The sequence below is a fragment of the Arthrobacter sp. 01T414 genome (assembly GCF_056398965.1).
The window spans coordinates 45,840-67,451 of sequence record NZ_JBFTQK010000006.1 but is presented as its reverse complement, the minus strand read 5'-3'; the positions used below and the strand labels follow the sequence as shown (position 1 = coordinate 67,451).

Here is a 21,612-nt window from a genome sequence, read left to right as displayed (position 1 = left end):
GCCCTTCGCCGGCGCTGAGCCTTGGACATACAGGGAATGTGCTCATCGGCTGCGGCCGGAAGTGGGCATGTCCACCGTCGAGGCTAACCCCGCACGTGCAGCAGACCTCGCCAGCAGAATCCGAACCCTATGCCGGCTTGGCACCCGACGCGTCAGTCCGCCCACGCGCGGGTTTGCGGCCTAGGAACACTGCGGCTCCGCCGGCCACCAGGCTCAGTAGCAGCAGGACCCAGCCGGCCACCGTGAGGCCCGACGCTAGGGCAACCTGACCGCCGTCGAGCGTGGCCGCAGACATCATGGCGTCAATGGCCGCGTTGCCCCATAGCCGCACGCCTGCAAAGAGCAGCGGCACCGCCCATAGTGCCCAACGGAGCGGTTTCCGGGCCACGTTGGTGCCGATCAGCAGCAACCAGGTGAAGCCGAAGATCAGCGGAAACAGCGTCCCGGCAGTTTTGTGCACGTAGTTGAGCTGGCCGCGGGCGTCGGTGTCCAGGGCCAAGCGCAACTGCTCCACGAAACCCTGGTCGAAGCCGCCGATAAGCGAATCGGGCATCGGGAGTCCGCCGCTGAGCTGCGTGAGCTGGTTCAGGGTCAACAGGTGCAGGTACCAGAACAGGAACAGACTCGCCACGACGCCCGCGATCAGGATCAGGTTGCTGTTGCTCTGCGCCTTCTGCGGGGTCCGGGTGGTGCTGGGATTGATCACCGAGGGCAGATGGTGCTGGGGAACGGCCGCGCTCGCGCCGTGCTTCTTGATCCGCTGGGCGGGTGTCTTGGCCATGGCTCCATTATCGCCCCTCGCTGGAGACGTCTTGGCCGGATCCGGACAGGTTCCCCACCCACCCGGTCTGCCTGTTCAGCACCTCGCGGCGCCCGATAGGCTGAACGCGTGAGCGAATCAGGCAACAACGAACTCGTCAGGCACCGGCTCGGCCGGCACAGCACCGCGGAACTCAGCCCCGAGCTGGATGATTACCAGCTTGCCGAGGCCCTGGTACGGGAGGCCGGCACCCTGGCCCTGCTCATGCGGCAGGCTGGCCTGGAGGGCAAGCGGAAAACATCAGTTTCCGACGTCGTGACCGCCGCGGACCACGCCGCCGAAGCCTACGTCCTCGAACAGCTACAGCGCTGCCGGCCCGACGACGGCATCCTCGGCGAGGAGGGCGCCTCCGTGCAGGGCAGCAGCGGCCGGACCTGGGTGATCGACCCGGTGGACGGCACCTATAACTTCCTGCACGGTTCCAGCTACTGGTGCGCCGCGATCGCGCTCAAGGATTCCTCGGGCCCGCTGCTCGGCGCCATTTTCCAGCCGGAGGAGGACAAGCTCTGGCTCGGCGGCACCGAGCGCACGGCAACCCTCAACGGCGAGCAGCTGACCAGTTTCCTGCCCCGCGATGCGGGCGGCCGGGGCCGCGCCGAGACGCCGCTGGCGGAGCTCGGCGCCGCCACGTACATTCATCCCACCTGGCTGGCCGACCCGATGTGCGCCATGCCCTGGCACGCAGCGGCGACCTCCGCTGCGGCGCTCCGGATGTTCGGTTCGGGCTCGTGCGACCTCGGCCGGGTGGCCGACGGCGAACTGGACTGCTGGTTCCAGCACAGCTCCCCGGAGTGGGACTGGCTGCCGGGCAAGGCGATCGTGCTCGCCGCCGGCGGCGCCACCGACGTCGTCCGCGTCAACGGACTTGAGTGGCACGTCGCCGGCGGAACGACGGCGGTGCGGCAGCTCCGAGCGGCACTTGAGTCAGGCTCCGTGGGGTAGGCGCACCCGCGCAACGTCTGCCGGAGTCGTTGCTGGGCGCAGGAGAGGGGCATGTCCGGAGGTGGACCGGGCGGCGCGGACCGTGCCGTCAGTGGCACCGCCTAGACTTGTTAACACCATGGATATGTTGTTTGACCCCTACGCCGACGGACCCTTCCAAGCTGCCTCGAATCCGGGCGCGCCCGCTAAATCATCCGGAAACCCGGGGGCCGGCACCGGCATGCCGGGCCTGAAGTCAGCTGCCTTCGGTGCCGACGGCGGGCCAAACTTCGGGGCCAACGGCGGAAACAACGCTGCAAACCACCACGGGCACGGCGAGGACTGGGACCGGCCCCAGCTGCCCAACGCGGACGAGCTGCTGCAGGGACTGAATCCGCAGCAGGAGGAGGCCGTCAAGCATGCTGGGGGCGCACTGCTGATCGTGGCCGGCGCAGGCTCCGGCAAGACCCGCGTGCTCAGCAACCGCATCGCCTACCTGATTGCCACCAAGCGGGCGCACCACGGCGAAATCCTGGCCATTACCTTCACCAACAAGGCGGCCGCTGAGATGCGTGAGCGGATCGAGCTCCTGGTCGGCGGCCGCGCCAAGACCATGTGGATCTCCACTTTCCACTCCTCCTGCGTCCGGATCCTGCGGCGCGAGGCGGCCAACGTTGGACTGAACTCCAACTTCTCCATCTACGACTCCGCCGATTCGCTGCGCCTGATCACGCTCGTGGCCAAGAACCTGGATCTGGATCCGAAGCGCTTCGCGCCCAAGGCCATCCAGCACAAGATCTCCGCGCTCAAGAACGAACTGATCGACGCGGACAGCTACTCCTCCAGCGCCAACCACAGCGACCCCTTCGAGCAGGCCGTCGCCGAGGTCTTCAAGGGCTACACGCAGCGGCTCCGCCAGGCCAACGCGATGGACTTCGACGACCTGATCGCCGAGACCGTCTACATGTTCCGCGCCTTCCCCGCGCTCGCCGATTCTTACCGGCGCCGCTTCCGGCACGTCCTCGTGGACGAATACCAGGACACCAACCACGCCCAGTACGCCCTGGTCCGCGAGATCGTCGGCGAGGGCCCCGGGGCGGCGGAACTCACCGTCGTCGGCGACTCCGACCAGTCCATCTATGCCTTCCGCGGCGCGGACATCCGCAACATCGTGGAGTTCGAAAAGGACTACCCGGATGCCCGCACCATCAAGCTGGAGCAGAACTACCGCTCCACCCAGACCATCCTGAGCGCCGCCAACTCGGTAATCTCCCGGAACCCCAACCGGCCCGAGAAGCGGCTCTGGACGGCCGAGGGAGACGGCGAAAAGATCGTCGGCTACGTGGGCGAGAACGAGCACGACGAGGCGCAGTTCATTGCCAAGGAAATCGACCGGCTGCAGGATGAGGGAAACCTGCGCCCCGGCGACGTCGCGATCTTCTACCGCACCAACGCCCAGTCCCGGTCCATCGAAGATGTCCTGGTGCGTGTCGGGCTGCCCTACAAGGTAGTCGGCGGCACCCGCTTCTACGAGCGCAAGGAAATCAAGGACGCCCTCGCGTACCTGCGCGTGCTGGTCAACCCGGACGACGACGTCAACCTCCGCCGCATCCTCAACGAGCCCAAGCGCGGCATCGGCGACCGGGCCGAAGGAGCCATCGCCTCGCTCGCGCAGCGCGACCGGACCTCCTTCATGGCCGCGGCCCGCCGCGCCGACGAAGCACCGGGTATGGCCACCCGCTCGGTGAACGCCGTGCTGGGCTTTGTGAAGTTGCTCGACGATCTGGCCGAGGTTGCCTCCGGCTCTGGTGCGGCCGCCGCGCTCGAGGCCGTGCTGGAACAGACCGGCTACCTCGCCACCCTGCGCTCCAGCACCGACCCGCAGGACGAGTCCCGGGTCGAAAACCTCGCCGAACTGGTCGCCGTCGTGCGCGAATATGAACGCGACAATCCGGAAGGCTCCCTCGGAGCCTTCCTGGAGCAGGTTTCCCTGGTGGCCGACGCCGACCAGATCCCGGACGCCCCGGCGGGAACCGCCGACGAACTGGCCGCTGCCGTCGCCGAAGCGAAGCGGCTGGGCGTCGTCACCCTGATGACGCTGCACACCGCCAAGGGCCTGGAGTTTCCGGTGGTCTTCCTGACCGGCATGGAACACGGGCTGTTCCCGCACCAGCGCTCCGCCACGGACCCCAAGGAGCTCGCGGAGGAACGCCGGCTCGCCTACGTTGGCCTGACCCGCGCCCGGAAACGGCTCTACCTCACCCGGTCCGAGGTCCGCAGCATGTGGGGCCAGAGCCAGTACAACCCGGCCAGCCAGTTCATCGAAGAAATTCCGGCCGAACTGGTCGAGTGGAAACGCGAAGGGTCCACCCGCCAGGCCAGCAGCTGGGGGAGCGGTGGCTCGATCGGCTCCAGCCGCTACGGCGGATCCTTCTGGGGCGCCGGCCCCGCCCGCGGCACCGGCGCGGACGCCGCGGCAGGCTTCAACGCCGACGTCCCGGCCGCCATCGCCAAGAACCGGGTCCAGCCGCAGAAGGAGATCGTCGCCGTCAGCGTGGGGGACAAGGTCAACCACACCAGCTTCGGCAACGGCACCGTGCTGGCCGTCGAAGGCGCAGGAGACAAGACGGTGGCGAAGGTGAAGTTTGGCGTCGGCGAGAAGCGGCTCCTGCTGCGCTACGCCCCGCTCACCAAGATCGACGCGTGACCCGGCGGGGCGCCTGCCCGGCGGATCAGCCGGCCGCAGCCCGTGGCCGGGTATGTAGCGGCCCGGTATAGAGCTGCCGGGCATAATGGAGCGCATGCGACGGACATCTTTGGGGATCCTGGCTGCGTTCCTAACCCTGACGGCCACGGCGTGCAGCGTCACGCAGAAGGACCCCGATTACGTCCCGCCGGCCCCGCTGCCGGCCTTGGAGCAGCTCAAGCAGGCGCCCCTGACGGACCCGGCGGCCTTGAGTGCCGGCCAGGACTACCTGAGCTTTGTCACGGCGGACCGTAACATCGTCTGCTCGCTGACCTCGGCCCGGGGCGGCCACGTCAACCTGCCCTATGAAGAAAACGGCTTCGGCGGCAGCGGGACGGGCAAGTTCGCAACGGTGCCCGTGGCCCACTGTGAGCTTGCCGCCTACCCGAAACCCGAGGCGAAGGACATCCGCGACGACTGCTCCGGCACCGGCCTCGGTTACCTGGGCGGCACGGCCCTGCTGACCCCGGACGCCGCGGTCTACGGCGAATGCCGCTCCGGCGTCACACAGCAGGAAGCGGAATTCGGTCCCAAGGGCACGCCCAACGGCCCGATCTCCCAGCTTCCGGTCCTTGAAGACGGCAAGAACGTCGAGCGCAACGGCCTGCGCTGCTCTGCCTACAACGGCGGTGTCGCCTGCGGAAACGTGTCCGCCGGGGTCGCGTTCTTCGTTTCGCGCGACCGTTACGAGCTGATCCTTCCGGGCTCCAAACCGGCCTCCCCGACGCCGTCGCAAGCCTCAAAAACCCCGTAATCTAGCGGTTTTTCTACGCTCAATAGAATAGTGTCCTTACTCACATAAGCGGTACTCTGGGTCGGGCTGGTCCCCGCGAAGGACTAGAGTTCCAAAAGGAGCATTGCGCCGTGTGGCTCGTTTCCAAGCTTGTCGCAGGGTGCGTTTATTCCGCAGCCCGGTAACCGCGAATACGCGGGGTCCGGCTGTACAGAAACTACTTCGACGTAGAAGGACACTAAACCGTGGACCTGTTTGAATATCAGGCGCGCGATATGTTCGAGGCGCACGGTGTACCCGTGCTTGCTGGCATCGTGGCGCACACCCCTGAAGAAGCAAAGGCAGCTGCCGAGAAGATCGGCGGCGTAACTGTCGTCAAGGCACAGGTTAAGGTCGGTGGCCGCGGCAAGGCCGGCGGCGTTAAGGTCGCCAAGACCGCTGACGAGGCGCTCGAGCACGCCACCAACATCCTCGGCATGGACATCAAGGGTCACACCGTCAACAAGGTGATGATTGCCCAGGGTGCCGACATCGCCGAAGAATACTACTTCTCCGTCCTGCTGGACCGGGCCAACCGCAACTACCTGGCCATGTGCTCGGTTGAAGGCGGCATGGAAATCGAGCAGCTCGCCGTCGAGCGTCCGGAAGCTTTGGCCAAGGTCGCCATCGATCCCGCCGTCGGCATCGACCAGGCCAAGGCCGACGAGATCGTCGCCGCCGCAGGCTTCGCTGAGGAACTGCGCGGCAAGGTCGCCGCCGTCATCCTCAAGCTCTGGGACGTCTTCAAGAAGGAAGACGCCACCCTCGTGGAGGTCAACCCGCTGGTCAAGACCGGCGCCGGGGACATCGTTGCCCTGGACGGCAAGGTCACCCTCGACGAGAACGCCGACTTCCGCCACCCGAAGCACTCCGCCCTTGAAGACAAGGACGCCGCGGACCCGCTCGAGGCCAAGGCCAAGGCCCAGGACCTCAACTACGTCAAGCTCGACGGCGAAGTTGGCATCATCGGTAACGGTGCAGGCCTGGTTATGTCCACGCTCGACGTCGTCGCCTACGCCGGCGAGAACCACGGCAACGTCAAGCCCGCCAACTTCCTGGACATCGGCGGTGGAGCTTCCGCCGAGGTCATGGCGGCCGGCCTCGACGTCATCCTGGGCGACGAGCAGGTCAAGTCCGTCTTCGTCAACGTCTTCGGCGGCATCACCGCCTGTGACGCTGTCGCCAAGGGCATCGTCGGCGCACTGGCCGAGCTGGGCCACTCGGCCAACAAGCCGCTGGTCGTCCGCCTCGACGGCAACAACGTCGAGGAAGGCCGCCGCATCCTGGCCGAGGCCAACCACCCGCTGGTTACCCTGGCCGCCACCATGGACGAGGGCGCCGACAAGGCTGCCGAGCTCGCCAACGCAGCGAAGTAAAGGGACACGACTATGTCTATTTATCTGAACAAGGACTCCAAGGTCATCGTCCAGGGCATCACCGGCGGCGAAGGCACCAAGCACACCGCCCTCATGCTCAAGGCCGGCACCAACATTGTGGGCGGCGTGAACGCCCGCAAGGCCGGCACCACCGTCCTGCACGGCGACAACGAGATCACCGTCTTCGGCACCGTCAAGGAAGCCATGGCCGAGACCGGGGCTGACGTCTCCATCGTCTTCGTACCGCCGGCCTTCACCAAGGACGCCGTCGTCGAGGCCATCGAGGCAGGCATCGGCCTGGTCGTCGTCATCACCGAAGGCGTGCCGGTCCAGGATTCGGCCGAGTTCTGGGCCCTGGCCCAGTCCAAGGTCGACGCCGATGGCAAGCAGGTCACCCGCATCATCGGGCCGAACTGCCCCGGCATCATCACCCCGGGCGAGGCTCTCGTCGGCATCACCCCGGCGAACATCACCGGCAAGGGCCCCATCGGCCTCGTCTCCAAGTCGGGCACCCTGACCTACCAGATGATGTACGAACTGCGCGACCTGGGCTTCTCCACCGCCATCGGCATCGGCGGCGACCCGGTCATCGGCACCACCCACATCGACGCGCTCGAAGCCTTCGAGGCTGACCCGGAAACCAAGGCGATCGTCATGATCGGCGAAATCGGCGGCGACGCCGAAGAGCGTGCGGCTGACTACATCAAGGCCCACGTCACCAAGCCGGTCGTCGGCTACGTGGCTGGCTTCACCGCCCCGGAAGGCAAGACCATGGGCCACGCCGGCGCCATCGTCTCGGGCTCCGCGGGCACCGCCCAGGCCAAGAAGGAAGCCCTCGAGGCTGCCGGCGTCAAGGTCGGCAAGACGCCGTCCGAGACCGCCAAGCTGCTGCGCGAAGTTTACGCGGCACTCTAGGCATCACAGCTTCAACGTAACGCGGGGTCGCTTCCGGACCGTCCCACTCGCTGGGATAGGCCGGGAGCGGCTCCGCGTTGTTCTGTTAAGCACGACGGCGGCGGAGGCCGGCGTCGTGCGTCTAGTAATGTTGAGAAAAGGCAAAGCGCGCCCGTTGGTGCGCAGGCAGGGGATCACGATGGCAGATGCGCGACGGACGCTGGTCGACGTCGTCGTGGACAAAGTCCTCGAGTACATCCTCAGCGGCCAGATCAAAGCCGACGACGCGCTGCCGCCGGAATCGGACATCGCCAAGGAATCGGGCGTCAGCCGCCTGACCGCACGTGAAGCGATGAAGGTGCTCAAGGCCCAGGATGTCGTGTACGTAAAGCGGGGCCTCGGCACCTTCGTGAATCCGCCCGAGCGCTGGACCGGCCTGGACGCGATCATGCGGGCTGCCTCCCGCGGCGTCGCCTCGGACCAGGTGGCCCTCCGCCTACTCGAAGTTAGGCGCATGGTCGAGACCGGCGCCGCCGAACTCGCCGCCTCACGCCACAGCCCGGCCGACCTCGCCGCCATGACCGAAAGCGTTGAGCTGATGGAGGCCGCGCACCATTCCGGCGACGTCGACGCGCTGACCCTGGCCGACATTTCCTTCCACGACACCGTGCTGAGGGCATCCGGCAACCCGTTCGTGCCAGCCCTGCTTGGCCAGCTCTCTACCCTGCTTTACGCCATGCGGCGCGAGACCTCGGCGTTCCCGGACGTGCAGCGGCACGCCATCCACCACCACAAGCTGGTCCTGGCCGCTATTGCGGCCGGCGAACCGGCGGCCGCACGCTCGGCGATGGACGCGCACATCACGCAGACCTTCGAGGACTACGAACGCTACCTCGCGGTCTCCAGCCGCGGCGCCGCGGCCAGCTGACCCGCAGCCGGCCCACCCCAGCCGGCGGCTGCGCGGGGGCGTCGTTCCATCGCTGCATTTTTACGAATCCTGTTGACGCCGCATAGCCGTGTGACTAGAATCTCAGATAGATATCAGACATCTGACATCCCAATCACCTCGGAATGCCGCAAGCCAAAGGAGTCTCTATGCGCGCGCACGTCCCTGCCCTGGGCACCCTGATTACCGGTGGAGGCCCGCGATGACCTCCCTGACCGCAGCCCCGGCCCTGAGCGAACTCGGCCAGACCACCCTCCGCAAAGTCCGCCGCCGGCTCATGCCCCTGATTGTCCTGCTGTACTTCGTCGCCTACTTGGACCGCAACAACGTCGGCTTCGCCAAGCTCGGCATGCAGGGCGACATCGGCCTTACCGAAGCCGCCTACGGCCTCGGCGCCGGCATCTTCTTTATCGGCTACGCCCTGCTGGAGATCCCCAGCAACGGCGGCATGTACCGCTACGGCGCCCGTAAGTGGATCGCCCGCATCCTCATCAGCTGGGGTATCTTCGCCACTGCCATGTTCTTGGTCAACGGCGAGACCAGCTTCTACATCGTCCGTTTCCTGCTCGGCGCGGCGGAAGCCGGCTTCTTCCCGGCCATCCTGTTCTACCTGACCCTCTGGTTCCCGGCCGCGCAGCGCGTGACCGTCCTGGGTATCTTCATCCTGGCCCAGCCGATCTCCAACGCCCTCGGCGCGCCGGTGTCGGGCATGCTCCTGGGCCTGGAGGGCGTTGCCGGCCTGCACGGCTGGCAGTGGCTGTACATCATCGAAGGCATCCCGGCGATTGTGCTGGGCATCATCACCCCGTTCGTCATGACCGACCGGCCGGAGCACGCCAAGTGGCTCAAGCCCGAGGAACGCGAGTGGCTCTCCACGACCATGAGCAAGGAACTGGCCGACAAGCAGAAGTCCGGCAAGCACAACTTCCTGGCCGGCCTGAAGGATCCGCGCACCCTCGCGTACTCGGCCCTGTACTTCGGCCTGGTCTGCGGCATCTACGGCCTGGGCCTCTGGCTGCCGACCATCGTCAAGGCGCTGGGCAAGTTCGATACCGTCCAGGTTGGCTTCATCGTCTTCATTCCCTACGCCATCGCGGCCGTGTTCGTCTACTTCTGGAGCAAGCGCTCGGACCGCACGGGCAACCGGGTCTGGCATGCCAGCGCCAGCATGGTGCTTGCCGCCGTCGGCCTGCTCGGCGCAGGCTACCTGCTTCCGGTCAACGCGGTCCTCGCCATGGTCTTCCTGACGCTCGCAGCGATGGGCATCTACTCGGCCATTGCGCCGTTCCTGGCGATGCCTTCGGCGGCTTTGACCGGCGCGGCAGCCGCGGCCGGACTCGCCATGGTGAACTCGCTCGGCAACCTGGGCGGCTTCGTCGCCCCGTACATCGTCGGAATCCTCAAGGACGCCACGGGCAACAGCCAGAGCGGACTGGTCTTCCTGGCCGCCTGCCTCGCGATCACCGCCGTCGCCACCTACCTCTACGCCCGCAACCGCCCGGAAGGCGTCTCTGCCGCCGCGGCCCATTCCGCCACTGAAAGCCACTAGGAACCACCCATGACTGAAAACACCACCTTCCCCGCCGAACGCACGGTCGTCCTCACCGGCGCCGCCTCCGCCCGCGGCATTGGTCGCGCCACGGCAGACCGACTGGCCCGCGACGGCTGGTCGATCGTGATCCTGGACATCAACGCCGAGGACGCCCAGGCCGCCGCAGCCGAGATCGGCTCCAACCGGGCCGTCAAGGCGATCGGCGTGGGGGCCGACGTCTCGGACGAAGCCTCCGTGGACCGGGCCATCACCGAGGTCGAGCAGACGCTGCCGCCGATCGTCGGCCTGGCCAACCTGGCCGGCATCAGCTCACCGGCTCCGTTCATGGAAACGTCCGTCGCCGAATGGGACAAGGTCTTCGCGATCAACATGCGCGGCACCTTCATCGTTTCGCAGCGGGTCCTGAAGGGCATGATCGAACGACGCCTCGGCCGGATTGTCAGCGTCTCCTCGATCTCCGCCCAGCGCGGCGGCGGAACGTTCTCCAAGGTCGCATACAGCGCCTCCAAGGCCGGGATCCTCGGCTTCACCCGTGCCCTGGCCCGCGAAGTCGGCGAGTTCGGCATCACCGTGAACGCCGTGGCACCGGGCCCGATCGACACCGACATCATGGGCGGCACGCTGACTGAAGAGCGCAAGGCCGCCATGTCCGAGGGCATCATGATGGGCCGGGTCGGCACCCGCGACGAAGTCGCTGCCCTGATGGCCTTCCTGCTCAGCGAGGACGCCGGTTACATCACCGCCGCGACCTACGACATCAACGGCGGCCTGCAGGTCTCCTGACCCCGCATGCTTCACGACGTGCCGTGCGGCTTCGGCCGCACGGCACCCGGAAGGACCACAGCATGACCCACGAAACCCACTCCGACGGACACCAGCCGGCACAGCCGGGCGCACACGCCGCCGCCTCTGCAGCCTTCCCCGAGCCCGTCCGGCTAGCCGATGCCCGGCAACGGATCCGCGACTACCGCGCCGCGACCGGCAGGCGGACCGCAGTGCTCGACGACGATCCGACCGGTTCGCAGTCCGTGCACGGCGTCTCCGTCGTCACCGTGCTTGAGGCAGACGAATACGCCGCGGCCCTTGCACAGCCGGAATCGACCTGCTTCATCCTGACCAACACCCGCAGCCTGGACGAGGCCGACGCCGTCGCCCTGAACCAGGCCGCAGGCAGGGCCCTGTTCGAGCTCGAGCAGCGGCTCGGCGCACCCCTGGATCTGGTCAGCCGCAGCGACTCGACGCTCCGCGGCCACGTGATGGCCGAGATCCGCACCCTCGACGCCGTCCGACGCGAGGTCACCGGGCACGGCTTCGACGGCGTCCTGCTGGCCCCGTCCTACTTTGAGGCCGGACGTTTCACCGCCGGGGACGTGCACTGGGCCATCGTCGGCGGGGAACCCGTCCCCGCCGGAGACACCGAGTTCGCCAAGGACGCGACGTTCGGGTATCAGTCGTCCGACCTGAAGTATTTCGTCGCGGAAAAGAGCGGCGGCACCGTCACGCCGGAGCAGGTGCTCAGCATCAGCCTCGAGGACATCCGGACCGGCGGCGAGGACCGGGTTGCCGAGATCCTGCGTTCTGCCAGCGGGCTGCAGCTCATCATCGTCAACGCTACCGAGTTCGCCGACCTGGAAATCGTCGTCCTGGGCCTGCAGCAGGTCCAGCGCGAGGGCAAAGTCTTCCTGCACCGCACTGGACCGTCATTTATCCGCGCGCTAGCAGGGTTGGACCCCAAGCCGGCCCTGCAGGCGCAGGACATCTGGCCCGCCGGACGCCCGGCCGGGCACGGTCTCGCCGTCGTCGGCTCCCACGTGGGCCAGACGGCACGCCAGGTCGCCGCGGCGCAAGACCGGGGAGGCGTGACCGAGGTCGAACTGTCCGTCGCCGAGCTCGTCAACCCGGCCACCCGCAGCGCGCACATTGCGGACACCGCGGCCCGGGTGGTCGGCGCCCTCGCCGGCTCCGACGTGCTGCTCTACACCTCGCGGTCGCTGCTCAAGGGCGCGGACGCCGCCGCAAGCCTCGAGATCGCCCGCAGCGTCTCCGCCGCCCTGATCGAGGTGGTCCAGGCTGCCCTGGCCGCCAAACCGGCCTGGGTGATTGCCAAGGGCGGTATCACCTCGCACGACGTCGCCGTCCGCGGCCTCGGCATCAGGCGCGCCACCGTGCTGGGCCAGCTTTTCCCGGGCATGGTCTCGGTGCTCCGGCCCGACGAAGCCGCACCCGGCGTGCAGGGCATGCCGTACGTCGTTTTCGCGGGCAATGTCGGCGACGAGAACGCGCTCGCCGACACCATTGAACTGTTCCGTGGCACCACGTCCGCGGCACCAGGAAAGGAAGTAACCCCATGACCAAGGTCGGATGGATCGGACTGGGCGCGATGGGCGGACCCATGGCGGTGGTCCTCGCCGAAGCCGGACACGAGGTCGCGGCCTTTGACGTCGCCGAAGGACGGGCGCAGTCGCTCGCGGTTCCCGGCCTCGCGCCCGCAGCCACAGCCAAGGAAGCCGTGGCAGAGGCCGACGTCGTCGCCCTGATGGTGGCGACGCCTGCCCAGGCCGACGCCGTGCTCTTCGGCCCCGACGAACTGGCAGCGGCCCTGCGCCCGGGCACTGTTGTCCTCCTGATGGCCACCGTTGGGCCGGCCGCCGTGGTGTCGCTGGCAGAGCGGCTGGCGCCGTTCGACGTCGAACTGGTCGACGCGCCGGTCTCCGGCGGCACCAAGCGTGCCGCCACCGGCGAGCTGCTGATGATGGTCAGCGGCTCCGAACGGGCACTGGCTGCGGTGCGGCCGCTGCTGGACGCGATGGCAAGCTCCGCTCCCGTAGTGGGCCCAAACGTGGGCGACGGGCAGAAGGTCAAGCTGGTCAACCAGCTGCTTTGCGGCGTACACATCGCCGTGGCGGGGGAGGCCCTGGCGTTCGCCGAGGCGCTCGGCCTGGACCCGAAGCAGACCTGGGAGGTGCTGCGCTCCGGTGCGGCGGCGTCGTTCATGTTCGATGACCGGGGATCCCGCATGGTTGACCCGGAGAACACCGAGGTCCGCAGCGCGCTGGACATTTTCGTCAAGGACATGGGGCTGGTGGTGGAAGCGGCGCGGGACAGCACCTACCCTGCTCCGCTCGCCGCCGCGGCCGAACAGCTCTACCTGAGCGGCCGGCGGGCGGGCCTGGGCCGGCGGGACGATTCGTCCGTGATCGAGGTGCTGCGCGGACTCCAGCGCTGACCAGCGGCGGCCAAGGGCCGGGGGCTTCTTTCAGYCCCCGGCCTGGCTGATGGTGAAGGCCGCCAGGAAGCCGACAGCAGCAATCAGGCCCGTCAGGACATGGTGTTCCTCGAAAGCCTCCGGGATCATGGTGTCGGCAAGCATGGCCAGGATCGCGCCGGCGGCAATGGCGGTGATGAAAGCGACCATTTCAGCCGGGGCGTTCTGCAGGCTGGCATAGCCAATCAGCGACGCCAGCCCGGAAATGAGGGCAATCCCGCCCCACACGCCGAAGACGTAGCCCGCACTGCGGCCGGATTTTTTCATCCCCGCGGTGCTGGAGAGCCCCTCCGGAACGTTGGAGATGAACACGGCCGCGAGCACCGCCGCGCTGACGGATCCGCCCGAGACGAGACCAAGCCCCAGGACGACGGATTCGGGAATGCCGTCCAGCAGGGCTCCGATCGCGATGGCTGTGCCGCTGCCCGGCTTGTCCTTTTCAGAGGGCTGCTTTCCGCCGGAGCGTTTCCTGTGTTTGGCTCCCCGCCGGGCCAGCAGGGCGTTCGCCCCGACATAGACCAACGCTCCGGCAAGGAAGCCGGCCACGGTCGGCCAGAGCCCGCCGCCGCGTTCCGCCTCATCGACCAGGTCAAACGAGAGGGCGGAGATCAGGACTCCGGCGCCGAAGGACATGATGCTGGAGACGACTTTCGGAGCGATGGTCCACTTCCAGGCAATGGCCGACCCCAGGACGAGGGCCGCGCCCGCTACGGTTCCCCATAACAGGGCTTGCACCCATGTGGGCATCTTCTTCCACCTTCCATGTCTTCCACCACCCCGGCACCAGCTCCCGCAAAGCACGGCGGCACAAAGCCGCAGGGGAGCCCGCGCCTCGATCAGGACAATATAAGCATGCTTTCTAAGATGGTCCCTCGTGCCGCAGTGTGCAAATGCCCCGGCGCCAGCAGTGTCGTCCTTGAGCGTAAAAGCCAGCCAACGGCGCCCGGCGAACGGGGAGCTGTGCCGTTCGCCGGGACRCCCATCGTCGCGGGGCGGCTATAGGATTTCAGTATGGCAATCAAGGAACCGGGCCCCCGCGGCGTTAACAGGCAGGTCCTGGCCGACCACGTCTACGACGCGATTCTCGTCGCGTTGATGGACGGCCGGCTGCAGGCCGGAACTCCGGTCAGCATCGACGGGATGGCCCGGGAACTGGACGTTTCGCCGACGCCTGTACGGGAGGCCCTGGCCCGGCTCGAGTCCACCGGCATGGTGCGGCGCATGGCCCTGCGCGGCTACCGGGTAGCGCCGCTCTTTACCGCCTCCGAACTGGCGGACCTGATGGACGCGCGCCTGGTGATCGAACCGGCCAACGCCTTCATGGCCTGCAGCCACGCCGACGCCGATCTCACCGCCCAGTTGGGGCAAGCCATCGATGACCTCAAAGCCGCCCCGCGGGGGCCGTCCTTCGCCGAGTTCCGCTCCTACTGGGAGGCCGACGAACGGTTCCACCGGCTCATCGCCGAGCACGCCAACAACCAGTTCCTGCTTTCCGCCTACAACGCACTCGGCGGCCAGGTGCAGCGCTTCCGCTTCTTCGGCGGCCTCGGCGTTACCGACGCGGACTTCGCGATCGCCGAACACACCGAGATCCTCCGGGCCTTTGAGGCCGGCGACGCCGACCTCGCGCGCCGGATGATGATCGCGCACATCGAAGGCGTCAAACAGCGCTCGCAGCACGACAGGGAAGTGCTCAGCTAGGCAGGCAGCCAAGCCCAGACCAGGCGGCCGGCTCGGCAGCCAGGCGCCCACTCCTTGAAAAACCCTTGACAAGCTTTCCTATCGGGTGAATCCTATAGGAAATGTGATTCAAGATTTGGAGTGACGATGTCGTACACCGCCGAAAACTGGCCCATCACCGCGGCCCTGTTGCAGTTCCCGGGTGTCCGCCCGGACGGAACCTCCGTCCAGGATGCCCCTGCCGCCGAGTGGCAGCAGGTGTTCGAGGAAGTCGCCGATGCGGGCTTTGCCAACGCCGACCTGACCGACAGCTGGGTACGCCCGGGTGATCTCAGCACTGCCCGGCTGGACGAACTCACGGCGGCCGCCCGCCACGCCGGCGTCGGCCTGCCGGCCATCTCCGCGATCCGCCGCAGCGTGATCGATGAGGCCAACTGGGAAGACAACCTGGCCTACACCCACCGCACCCTCGACGCCGCCGCGCAGCTGGGCTGCGAAGTCGTTTCGATCGGCCTGCACCAGGCCCTGACCCCGGCCCAGCGCGAACAGCTCTGGTTCTGGACCGTGGAGGGCCACAAGGATCCGGTGGGGGACAAGGAGACCTGGAACAAGGCCGTCACCCGCATCCGCGAAGTCGGCCGGCACGCCGCAGAACTCGGCCTCCTGGTTTCCCTCGAAATGTACGAGGACACCTACCTCGGGACCGCCGACTCCTCGGTGCAGCTGGTCCAGGACATCGACCTGCCGAACGTCGGGCTGAACCCGGATATCGGCAACCTGATCCGCCTGCACCGTCCCATCGAGGACTGGCGCGAGATGGTCCACAAGACGCTGCCCTACGCCAACTACTGGCACGTGAAGAACTACATCCGGGACGAAAACCGCGCCAAGGACCAGTACGTCGCCATGCCCGCACCGATGGAATCCGGCCTCATCAGCTACCGCGAGGCCTTCCAGTTCGCCATCTCGGTCGGCTTCCAGGGGATCATCTGCACCGAGCACTACGGCGGCGACGGACTCAGCGTCACCGCCGCCAACCAGGACTACCTGCGCCGCCAGGTCCTGCCCAAGCGCGACGGATACGCCCTCGGCACGTCCCTGGTAGCCCAGGGCCGGCAGCTCCCGGCGGCCGTCCCCGCAGTCTAGGACGACGGCGGCTCGCAAAGCCGCCGTCCCAACCGGTTCAACGAGGAATCATGACCAAGATATTTGACGATCCCGCGAGCTTCGCGGACGACGCCCTCGACGGCTTTGCCGCCGCCCACCGCCAGTACGTGGCACGGGTGGACGGCGGGGTGGTCCGTTCCACCGAGACTCCGGCCGGCCAGGTCGCCCTGGTAATCGGCGGGGGGTCGGGGCACTACCCGGCCTTCGCCGGCCTGGTCGGCGCCGGACTGGCTGCCGGCAGCGCCTGCGGCAACATGTTCGCCTCGCCGTCCGCCGGTCAGGTTTACCGCGTGGCCAAGGCCGCGGAGACCGGCGGCGGGGTGCTGCTGAGCTACGGCAACTACGCCGGGGACGTGCTGCACTTCGGCCAGGCGCAGGACAAGCTCAACGCCGAGGGCATCGAGACCCGCACCGTACTGGTCACCGACGACATCGCCAGCGCCCCGCTGGCCGAGATCGGCAAGCGCCGCGGCATCGCCGGGGACCTGACCGTCTTCAAGGTCGCCGGCGCCGCCGCCGAGGCCGGACTGGACCTGGACGAGGTGGAGCGGCTGGCCATCAAGGCAAACCATCACACCCGGTCCCTGGGCGTCGCCTTCGCCGGCTGCACCCTGCCGGGCGCCGCGGAACCGCTGTTCACGGTGCCCGAGGGCATGATGTCCGTGGGCCTCGGCATCCACGGCGAACCGGGGATCTCCGAGCAGCCGCTGCCGACGGCCAGCGAACTGGCAGCGCTGCTGGTGGAAGGACTGCTCAAGGACAAGCCGGAGGCTGCGGGACGCCGGGTCGTGCCGATCCTCAACGGCCTGGGCACGGTCAAATACGACGAGCTGTTCGTGCTGTTCGGCAAGATCGAAGGCCTGCTGACCGCCGCCGGCCTGGAGATCGTGGAGCCGGAATGCGGCGAGCTGGTCACCAGCCTGGACATGTCCGGGCTGTCCTTGACGCTGTTCTGGCTGGATCCGGAGCTGGAGAAGTTCTGGTCCGCCCCCGCAGACACCCCCGCCTTCCGCAAGGGCAACCTCGCTCCGCGCCGGGCCCGGACCGTCTCCTCGCAGGCCGACGCCGACGCGGCGCCGGTCCTGGCTGCCACGGCGGCGTCGACCACGCTGGCCGCCACGGCAGTGGGCGTGCTGAAGGTGGCCCAGTCGGTCGTCGTCGAACACGAGGAAGCCCTCGGCAAACTCGACGCGATCGCCGGCGACGGGGACCACGGCATCGGCATGCGCCGTGGGGTGGACGCCGCCGTGGCCGCGGCGGAACAATCGCACGCAGCCGGAGCCGGGCTGGAAGAAGTCCTGGCAGCGGCCGGCGAGCAGTGGGCCGAGCGCGCCGGAGGCACCTCGGGAGCCCTCTGGGGAGCCGCGGTCACCGCCGTCGGACGTGCCCTGGGCAGCAAGGATACGTACACCCCTTCGGACGCCGCCGCCGCCGTCGATGCCCTCCGGGACGCCATCATCACCCTCGGCAAGGCCGAAGCCGGTGACAAGACGATGGTGGACGCCTTGCTTCCCTTCGCCGACGTTTTCAACCGCGCGATCGGCGACGGCGACGGCGTGGCCCGCAGCCTGCGGACCGCGGCCGACGCGGCCGCCCAGGCCGCCGAAGCCACGGCGGCGCTCAGCCCCAAGAAAGGCCGGGCCCGCCCGCTGGCCGAGAAGAGCCTGGGCCACCCGGACCCCGGCGCCGTATCTTTCGGCCTGATCGCCGGCCGCGTGGCCGACTACGCCGCCTCGATCGAACGCAGCTAAGGAGCAGCACATGACAAAGACCACCCAAGCCACCAGCGCCGAGGCCCAGCCCGGCTGGCGGATCGTCGTCGGCAACGACGAAGCCGGCGTCGAATACAAGAACGCACTGCGGGAACTGCTCGAGGCGGATCCGCGCGTCGCCTCGGTGGAGGACGTCGGCGTCGGACCCGACGACACCACCGCCTACCCGCACCTGGCCGTCGCGGCTGCCCGGAAGGTTGCCGCCGGCGAAGCCGACCGAGCCCTGCTGATCTGCGGGACCGGGCTGGGCGTGGCCATCTCTGCCAACAAGGTTCCCGGCATCCGCGCCGTCACCGCGCATGACAGCTACTCCGTGGAGCGCTCCGTGCTGTCCAACAACGCGCAGGTGCTGACCATGGGCCAGCGCGTGATCGGCCTGGAACTGGCCAAGAAGCTGGTCGGCGAATGGCTGGGCCACCGCTTTGATGACACCTCCGCATCCGCGGAGAAGGTGGACGCAATCCACTCCTATGAAGGTGCCTCGGAAGGACTTGAAATCAAATGACCACTCGTAACATCGCCGTCGTCGGTTCCGGCTACATGGGCGGCGGCATCGCACAGGTCCTGGCCCTCGCCGGCGCCCGCGTCGCCCTGGCCGACGTCTCCGCCGAGATCGCCCAAAGCAACTACGAGCGGCTGCTCAAGGAAGCCGACGAGTTCGTCGCGGCCGGGCTCTTCCCGGCCGGCTCGGCCGAGACGCTCAAGGAAAACCTCTGGGCCGCGAAGGACATCGAAGAGGCCGTCGCCGACGCCGAATACATCGAAGAAGCCGTGCCCGAGGTCCTGGAGATCAAGCACGCCACCCTGGGCCGGATCAGCGCCGCCGCCCGTCCGGACGCCATCATCGGCTCCAACACCTCCACCATTTCCATCGCGAAGCTGGCCGAGGCTGTGGCGAACCCGGAACGATTCCTGGGCGTCCACTTCTCCAACCCCGCCCCGTTCATCCCCGGCGTGGAAGTAATCCCGCACGCCGGCACCGCCGAAGCCACCGTCGAAACCGCCCGTGCCATCGTGGGGGAGACCGGCAAGGAAACCGCGACCGTCAAGGACGTCACCGGCTTCGTGCTCAACCGCCTGCAGTATGCCCTCTTCCACGAAGCCGCGCAGGTGGTCGAGGAAGGCATCGCCACGGCGGAGGACGTGGACACCATGGTCCGCACCACGTTCGGCTTCCGGCTGCCTTTCTTCGGCCCGTTCGCAATCGCGGACATGGCCGGGCTGGACGTGTACGCCTTCTGCTACAAGTCGCTGCAAACCGGCTTCCCGGAGCGCTTTGCCACCCCGCAGATCCTGCAGGAGAAGGTCGACGCCGGCCAGCTCGGAACCAAGACCGGCTCGGGCTTCCTCAACGTTCCCGCCGACCGGACCGCCGCCCTGGTGGCATACCGGAACAAGGCCTATGTAGCGATGCAGAAGCTGATCGAGGAACTCGGCCCTGCGCCCCTCGGCTAAACCCTGCATTCACCGAACACTTCCCAAGGAGACTTCCATGACCACCTTCCCCGCAGACCGCACCGTAATCGTGACCGGCGCCGTCTCCGAGCGCGGCATCGGCCGGGCCACCGCGGACTACCTCGCCGAGCGCGGCTGGAACATCGGCGTGATCGACCTGGACGACGCTGCCAGCAAAGCCCTGGCCAAGGACCTGGCCGAAAAGCACGGCGTCAAAGCCCATGGCGCCGGAGCCAACATCGGCGACGAAGCCTCGGTCCGCGCCGCGATCGACGAGATCGAGGCCGAACTGCCGCAACTCGTCGCCCTGGCCAACGTCGCCGGCGTCAGCTCACCGGTGCCGTACCTGGAACTGGACGCCGCCGAGTGGGACCGGGTGCTCAACATCAACATGAACGGCGTGCACTACGCCACCCGCCGGGCCGCCGAATCGATGGTGAAGAACCGGCTGGGCCGGATCGTCAACATCTCCTCGGTCTCCGCCCAGCGCGGCGGCGGCACCTTCAGCAAGACACCGTACTCGGTGGCGAAGGCCGGTGTGATCGGCCTGACCCGCGCCACGGCCCGCGAACTGGGCGAGTATGACATCACCGTCAACGCCATCTCACCGGGCCCGATCGACACCGACATCATGGGCGGCGCCCTCAGCGAGGACCGCAAGGAGGAGCTCGTCAAGGACCTGGTGGTGAACCGGGTGGGCAGCACCCGCGACATCGCGGCGGCCATCCACTTCCTGATCGGCGAGGATGCGGGCTACATCTCCGGCCAGACGCTCAACGTCGATGGCGGCCTGTACATGCACTGACGGCACCCGATCCCGGGAGCATGCACCAAACCGCGGGCCGCCGGCCCGCGGGGGAACCACCCCACCTCATCACTCGAAGGAGAGTGCTGTGTCCGTAACAACCGCAACATCCAAGGAGCTTCTGGCCCGTCCGGTCCTGAAGTCCGCGATTTCCAAGGCGGCCCGCCGGCTGATGCCGATGCTGGTCATTCTGTACGTCGTCTCGTTCCTGGACCGGACCAATGTCGGCTTCGCCGAAGCGGCCCTGGGGGCGGACAAAGGCGTGTCCGCCGGAGCCTTCGCCCTTGGCGCCGGCATCTTCTTCATCGGCTACGCCATCTTCGAGATTCCCAGCAACCTGCTGCTGAAGAAGGTCGGGGCCAAGATCTGGCTGGCGCGCATCGCGATCACCTGGGGCATCGTCTCCGCGTGCTTCGCCTTCGTGCAGGGCGAGACCTCGTTCGTGATCCTGCGGTTCCTCCTCGGCGTGACCGAGGCCGGGCTCTTCCCGGGCGTCATCATGTATCTCGCCGAATGGTTCCCGAACAAGGTGCGCGTGCAGATGTTCGCCATCTTCTACCTGGCCCAGCCGTTCTCCCAGATGATCGGCAACCCGCTCTCCGGCTGGCTGATCAACATCGGCGACCAGGTGCCGGGCCTGCGTGGCTGGCAGGTGATGTTCTTCGTCGAGGGCCTGCTCGCTGTCCTGGCCGGTATCGCGGCATTCTTCTTCCTGATCAACGGTCCGGAGAAGGCCAAGTTCCTCAGCGGCGAAGAGAAGTTTGCGCTCAAGGAAGTCATGGCGCTGGAGGACAACATCAAGGATGAAACCGGCCCCCGCGGAATCCTCGCCGCGATGCGCAACGGCCGGGTCTGGTACTTCACCGCGATCTACTTCTGCCTGCAGATCGCCGTCTACGGCGTGACGTTCTTCCTGCCGCAGCAGGTCTCCTCCCTGACCGGACAGAAGGTGGGCCTTGCGGTCGGCCTGCTGATCGCCGTCCCTTGGTTCTTCGGCATCTTCTCCTGCTACTTCATCGGCAAGGCCGCCAACACCGTGGCCAAACGGCGCAAGTTCGGCACCGCGCTGTTCATCTCCACCGGCCTGTGCATCTTCGGTTCGGCCTGGGCCGGCACCAACCACCAGCCGGTGCTGGGCATGATCTTCATTACCCTGGCAGTCTGCAGCTTCCTGGCCGTCGGCCCCGTGGTCTGGTCCTACCCGACGGCGTTCCTCGCCGGGTCCGCTGCGGCGGCGGGCATCGGCCTGATCAACTCGCTGGGCAACCTGGGCGGCTTCGTAGCCCCGATCCTGCGCACCGCGGTCAACGAGGCCACGCAGTCGCCCACCGGCTCGATGGGCGTCTACGCCCTGGGCGTCCTGCCCTTCGTGGCGGCGGCGATGATGTTCGCCACCAAGCGGTTCCGCAACAAGGCAGACGAACTGCTGGACTAAGTCCGG

General features: G+C 67.5%; 19 protein-coding genes. 17 read left to right on the top strand and 2 right to left on the bottom strand.

Going from position 1 to position 21,612, the window contains the following annotated elements; translation table 11 throughout:
* Positions 1–127: 127 nt before the first annotated feature.
* Positions 128–781, bottom strand: a complete 654-nt coding sequence (locus AC1DK9_RS13845) for a hypothetical protein (protein WP_476916286.1) — start codon at positions 779–781, stop codon at positions 128–130.
* A gap of 108 nt (positions 782–889) precedes the next feature.
* On the opposite strand from AC1DK9_RS13845, the gene AC1DK9_RS13840 reads away from it, so the two are divergent.
* The 10 genes from AC1DK9_RS13840 to AC1DK9_RS13795 all read left to right on the top strand — a co-directional run bounded on the left by AC1DK9_RS13840 (position 890) and on the right by AC1DK9_RS13795 (position 13,253).
* Positions 890–1,762, top strand: a complete 873-nt coding sequence (locus AC1DK9_RS13840; protein ID WP_476916285.1) for an inositol monophosphatase family protein — start codon at positions 890–892, stop codon at positions 1,760–1,762.
* A 124-nt stretch (positions 1,763–1,886) separates the two neighbouring features.
* Positions 1,887–4,448: a DNA helicase PcrA gene (pcrA, locus tag AC1DK9_RS13835; protein WP_476916406.1), complete on the top strand. Its 2,562-nt coding sequence runs from the start codon at positions 1,887–1,889 to the stop codon at positions 4,446–4,448.
* A gap of 85 nt (positions 4,449–4,533) precedes the next feature.
* Positions 4,534–5,241, top strand: a complete 708-nt coding sequence (locus AC1DK9_RS13830; RefSeq protein ID WP_476916284.1) for a hypothetical protein — start codon at positions 4,534–4,536, stop codon at positions 5,239–5,241.
* A gap of 224 nt (positions 5,242–5,465) precedes the next feature.
* On the top strand, positions 5,466–6,635 hold the full coding sequence (gene sucC, locus AC1DK9_RS13825; RefSeq protein ID WP_476863354.1) for an ADP-forming succinate--CoA ligase subunit beta: 1,170 nt from the start codon (positions 5,466–5,468) through the stop codon (positions 6,633–6,635).
* Positions 6,636–6,647: 12 nt separating this feature from the next.
* The gene (gene sucD / locus AC1DK9_RS13820; RefSeq protein WP_175322052.1) at positions 6,648–7,550 is read left to right on the top strand and encodes a succinate--CoA ligase subunit alpha; all 903 of its coding nucleotides are present in this window, start codon (positions 6,648–6,650) and stop codon (positions 7,548–7,550) included.
* 178 nt (positions 7,551–7,728) lie between these two features.
* Positions 7,729–8,457, top strand: a complete 729-nt coding sequence (locus AC1DK9_RS13815; RefSeq protein WP_476916283.1) for a FadR/GntR family transcriptional regulator — start codon at positions 7,729–7,731, stop codon at positions 8,455–8,457.
* A 220-nt stretch (positions 8,458–8,677) separates the two neighbouring features.
* A complete protein-coding gene (locus AC1DK9_RS13810; RefSeq protein WP_476916282.1) occupies positions 8,678–10,024 on the top strand; it encodes an MFS transporter in 1,347 nt (448 codons plus the stop codon).
* 9 nt (positions 10,025–10,033) lie between these two features.
* Positions 10,034–10,810 (top strand): SDR family NAD(P)-dependent oxidoreductase, encoded by a 777-nt coding sequence (locus AC1DK9_RS13805; protein WP_476916281.1) that lies wholly within the window; start codon positions 10,034–10,036, stop codon positions 10,808–10,810.
* 62 nt (positions 10,811–10,872) lie between these two features.
* Entirely contained in the window at positions 10,873–12,378 is a 1,506-nt protein-coding gene (locus AC1DK9_RS13800; protein ID WP_476916280.1) for a four-carbon acid sugar kinase family protein, read from the top strand.
* On the top strand, positions 12,375–13,253 hold the full coding sequence (locus tag AC1DK9_RS13795) for an NAD(P)-dependent oxidoreductase (protein WP_476916279.1): 879 nt from the start codon (positions 12,375–12,377) through the stop codon (positions 13,251–13,253). The genes AC1DK9_RS13800 and AC1DK9_RS13795 overlap by 4 nt, the downstream gene beginning before the upstream one ends.
* Before the next feature lie 30 nt (positions 13,254–13,283).
* Here the strand turns inward: AC1DK9_RS13795 and AC1DK9_RS13790 are convergent, their stop codons facing one another.
* The gene (locus tag AC1DK9_RS13790; RefSeq protein ID WP_476916278.1) at positions 13,284–14,039 is read right to left on the bottom strand and encodes a ZIP family metal transporter; all 756 of its coding nucleotides are present in this window, start codon (positions 14,037–14,039) and stop codon (positions 13,284–13,286) included.
* A 264-nt stretch (positions 14,040–14,303) separates the two neighbouring features.
* On the opposite strand from AC1DK9_RS13790, the gene AC1DK9_RS13785 reads away from it, so the two are divergent.
* The 7 genes from AC1DK9_RS13785 (at position 14,304) to AC1DK9_RS13755 (ending at position 21,606) form a co-directional block, all read left to right on the top strand.
* A complete protein-coding gene (locus AC1DK9_RS13785; protein ID WP_476863346.1) occupies positions 14,304–14,993 on the top strand; it encodes a GntR family transcriptional regulator in 690 nt (229 codons plus the stop codon).
* 126 nt (positions 14,994–15,119) lie between these two features.
* Entirely contained in the window at positions 15,120–16,118 is a 999-nt protein-coding gene (locus tag AC1DK9_RS13780) for a sugar phosphate isomerase/epimerase family protein (protein ID WP_476863345.1), read from the top strand.
* A gap of 50 nt (positions 16,119–16,168) precedes the next feature.
* Complete coding sequence (dhaL, locus tag AC1DK9_RS13775) at positions 16,169–17,890, top strand: dihydroxyacetone kinase subunit DhaL (protein ID WP_476863344.1); 1,722 nt, start codon at positions 16,169–16,171, stop codon at positions 17,888–17,890.
* Between the two features lie 10 nt (positions 17,891–17,900).
* Positions 17,901–18,416, top strand: coding sequence for a ribose-5-phosphate isomerase (locus tag AC1DK9_RS13770; RefSeq protein ID WP_476916277.1), 516 nt, complete (start codon positions 17,901–17,903; stop codon positions 18,414–18,416).
* Positions 18,413–19,366 carry a 3-hydroxyacyl-CoA dehydrogenase family protein gene (locus AC1DK9_RS13765; RefSeq protein WP_476916276.1) on the top strand — a complete coding sequence of 318 codons (954 nt, stop codon included), beginning with the start codon at positions 18,413–18,415 and terminating at the stop codon, positions 19,364–19,366. The genes AC1DK9_RS13770 and AC1DK9_RS13765 overlap by 4 nt, the downstream gene beginning before the upstream one ends.
* A 37-nt stretch (positions 19,367–19,403) precedes the next feature.
* A complete protein-coding gene (locus AC1DK9_RS13760) occupies positions 19,404–20,171 on the top strand; it encodes an SDR family NAD(P)-dependent oxidoreductase (protein ID WP_476916275.1) in 768 nt (255 codons plus the stop codon).
* Between the two features lie 88 nt (positions 20,172–20,259).
* Positions 20,260–21,606, top strand: a complete 1,347-nt coding sequence (locus AC1DK9_RS13755) for an MFS transporter (protein ID WP_476863340.1) — start codon at positions 20,260–20,262, stop codon at positions 21,604–21,606.
* The last annotated feature ends 6 nt before the right edge of the window (positions 21,607–21,612 follow it).

Coding starts and splice junctions, on each gene's coding strand:
- AC1DK9_RS13845 (WP_476916286.1), bottom strand. CDS start 781: ATGGCCAAGACACCCGCCCAGCGGATCAAGAAGCACGGCGCGAGCGCG.
- pcrA (WP_476916406.1), top strand. CDS start 1,887: ATGTTGTTTGACCCCTACGCCGACGGACCCTTCCAAGCTGCCTCGAAT.
- AC1DK9_RS13830 (WP_476916284.1), top strand. CDS start 4,534: ATGGAGCGCATGCGACGGACATCTTTGGGGATCCTGGCTGCGTTCCTA.
- sucD (WP_175322052.1), top strand. CDS start 6,648: ATGTCTATTTATCTGAACAAGGACTCCAAGGTCATCGTCCAGGGCATC.
- AC1DK9_RS13815 (WP_476916283.1), top strand. CDS start 7,729: ATGGCAGATGCGCGACGGACGCTGGTCGACGTCGTCGTGGACAAAGTC.
- AC1DK9_RS13810 (WP_476916282.1), top strand. CDS start 8,678: ATGACCTCCCTGACCGCAGCCCCGGCCCTGAGCGAACTCGGCCAGACC.
- AC1DK9_RS13805 (WP_476916281.1), top strand. CDS start 10,034: ATGACTGAAAACACCACCTTCCCCGCCGAACGCACGGTCGTCCTCACC.
- AC1DK9_RS13800 (WP_476916280.1), top strand. CDS start 10,873: ATGACCCACGAAACCCACTCCGACGGACACCAGCCGGCACAGCCGGGC.
- AC1DK9_RS13795 (WP_476916279.1), top strand. CDS start 12,375: ATGACCAAGGTCGGATGGATCGGACTGGGCGCGATGGGCGGACCCATG.
- AC1DK9_RS13785 (WP_476863346.1), top strand. CDS start 14,304: ATGGCAATCAAGGAACCGGGCCCCCGCGGCGTTAACAGGCAGGTCCTG.
- AC1DK9_RS13780 (WP_476863345.1), top strand. CDS start 15,120: ATGTCGTACACCGCCGAAAACTGGCCCATCACCGCGGCCCTGTTGCAG.
- dhaL (WP_476863344.1), top strand. CDS start 16,169: ATGACCAAGATATTTGACGATCCCGCGAGCTTCGCGGACGACGCCCTC.
- AC1DK9_RS13770 (WP_476916277.1), top strand. CDS start 17,901: ATGACAAAGACCACCCAAGCCACCAGCGCCGAGGCCCAGCCCGGCTGG.
- AC1DK9_RS13765 (WP_476916276.1), top strand. CDS start 18,413: ATGACCACTCGTAACATCGCCGTCGTCGGTTCCGGCTACATGGGCGGC.
- AC1DK9_RS13760 (WP_476916275.1), top strand. CDS start 19,404: ATGACCACCTTCCCCGCAGACCGCACCGTAATCGTGACCGGCGCCGTC.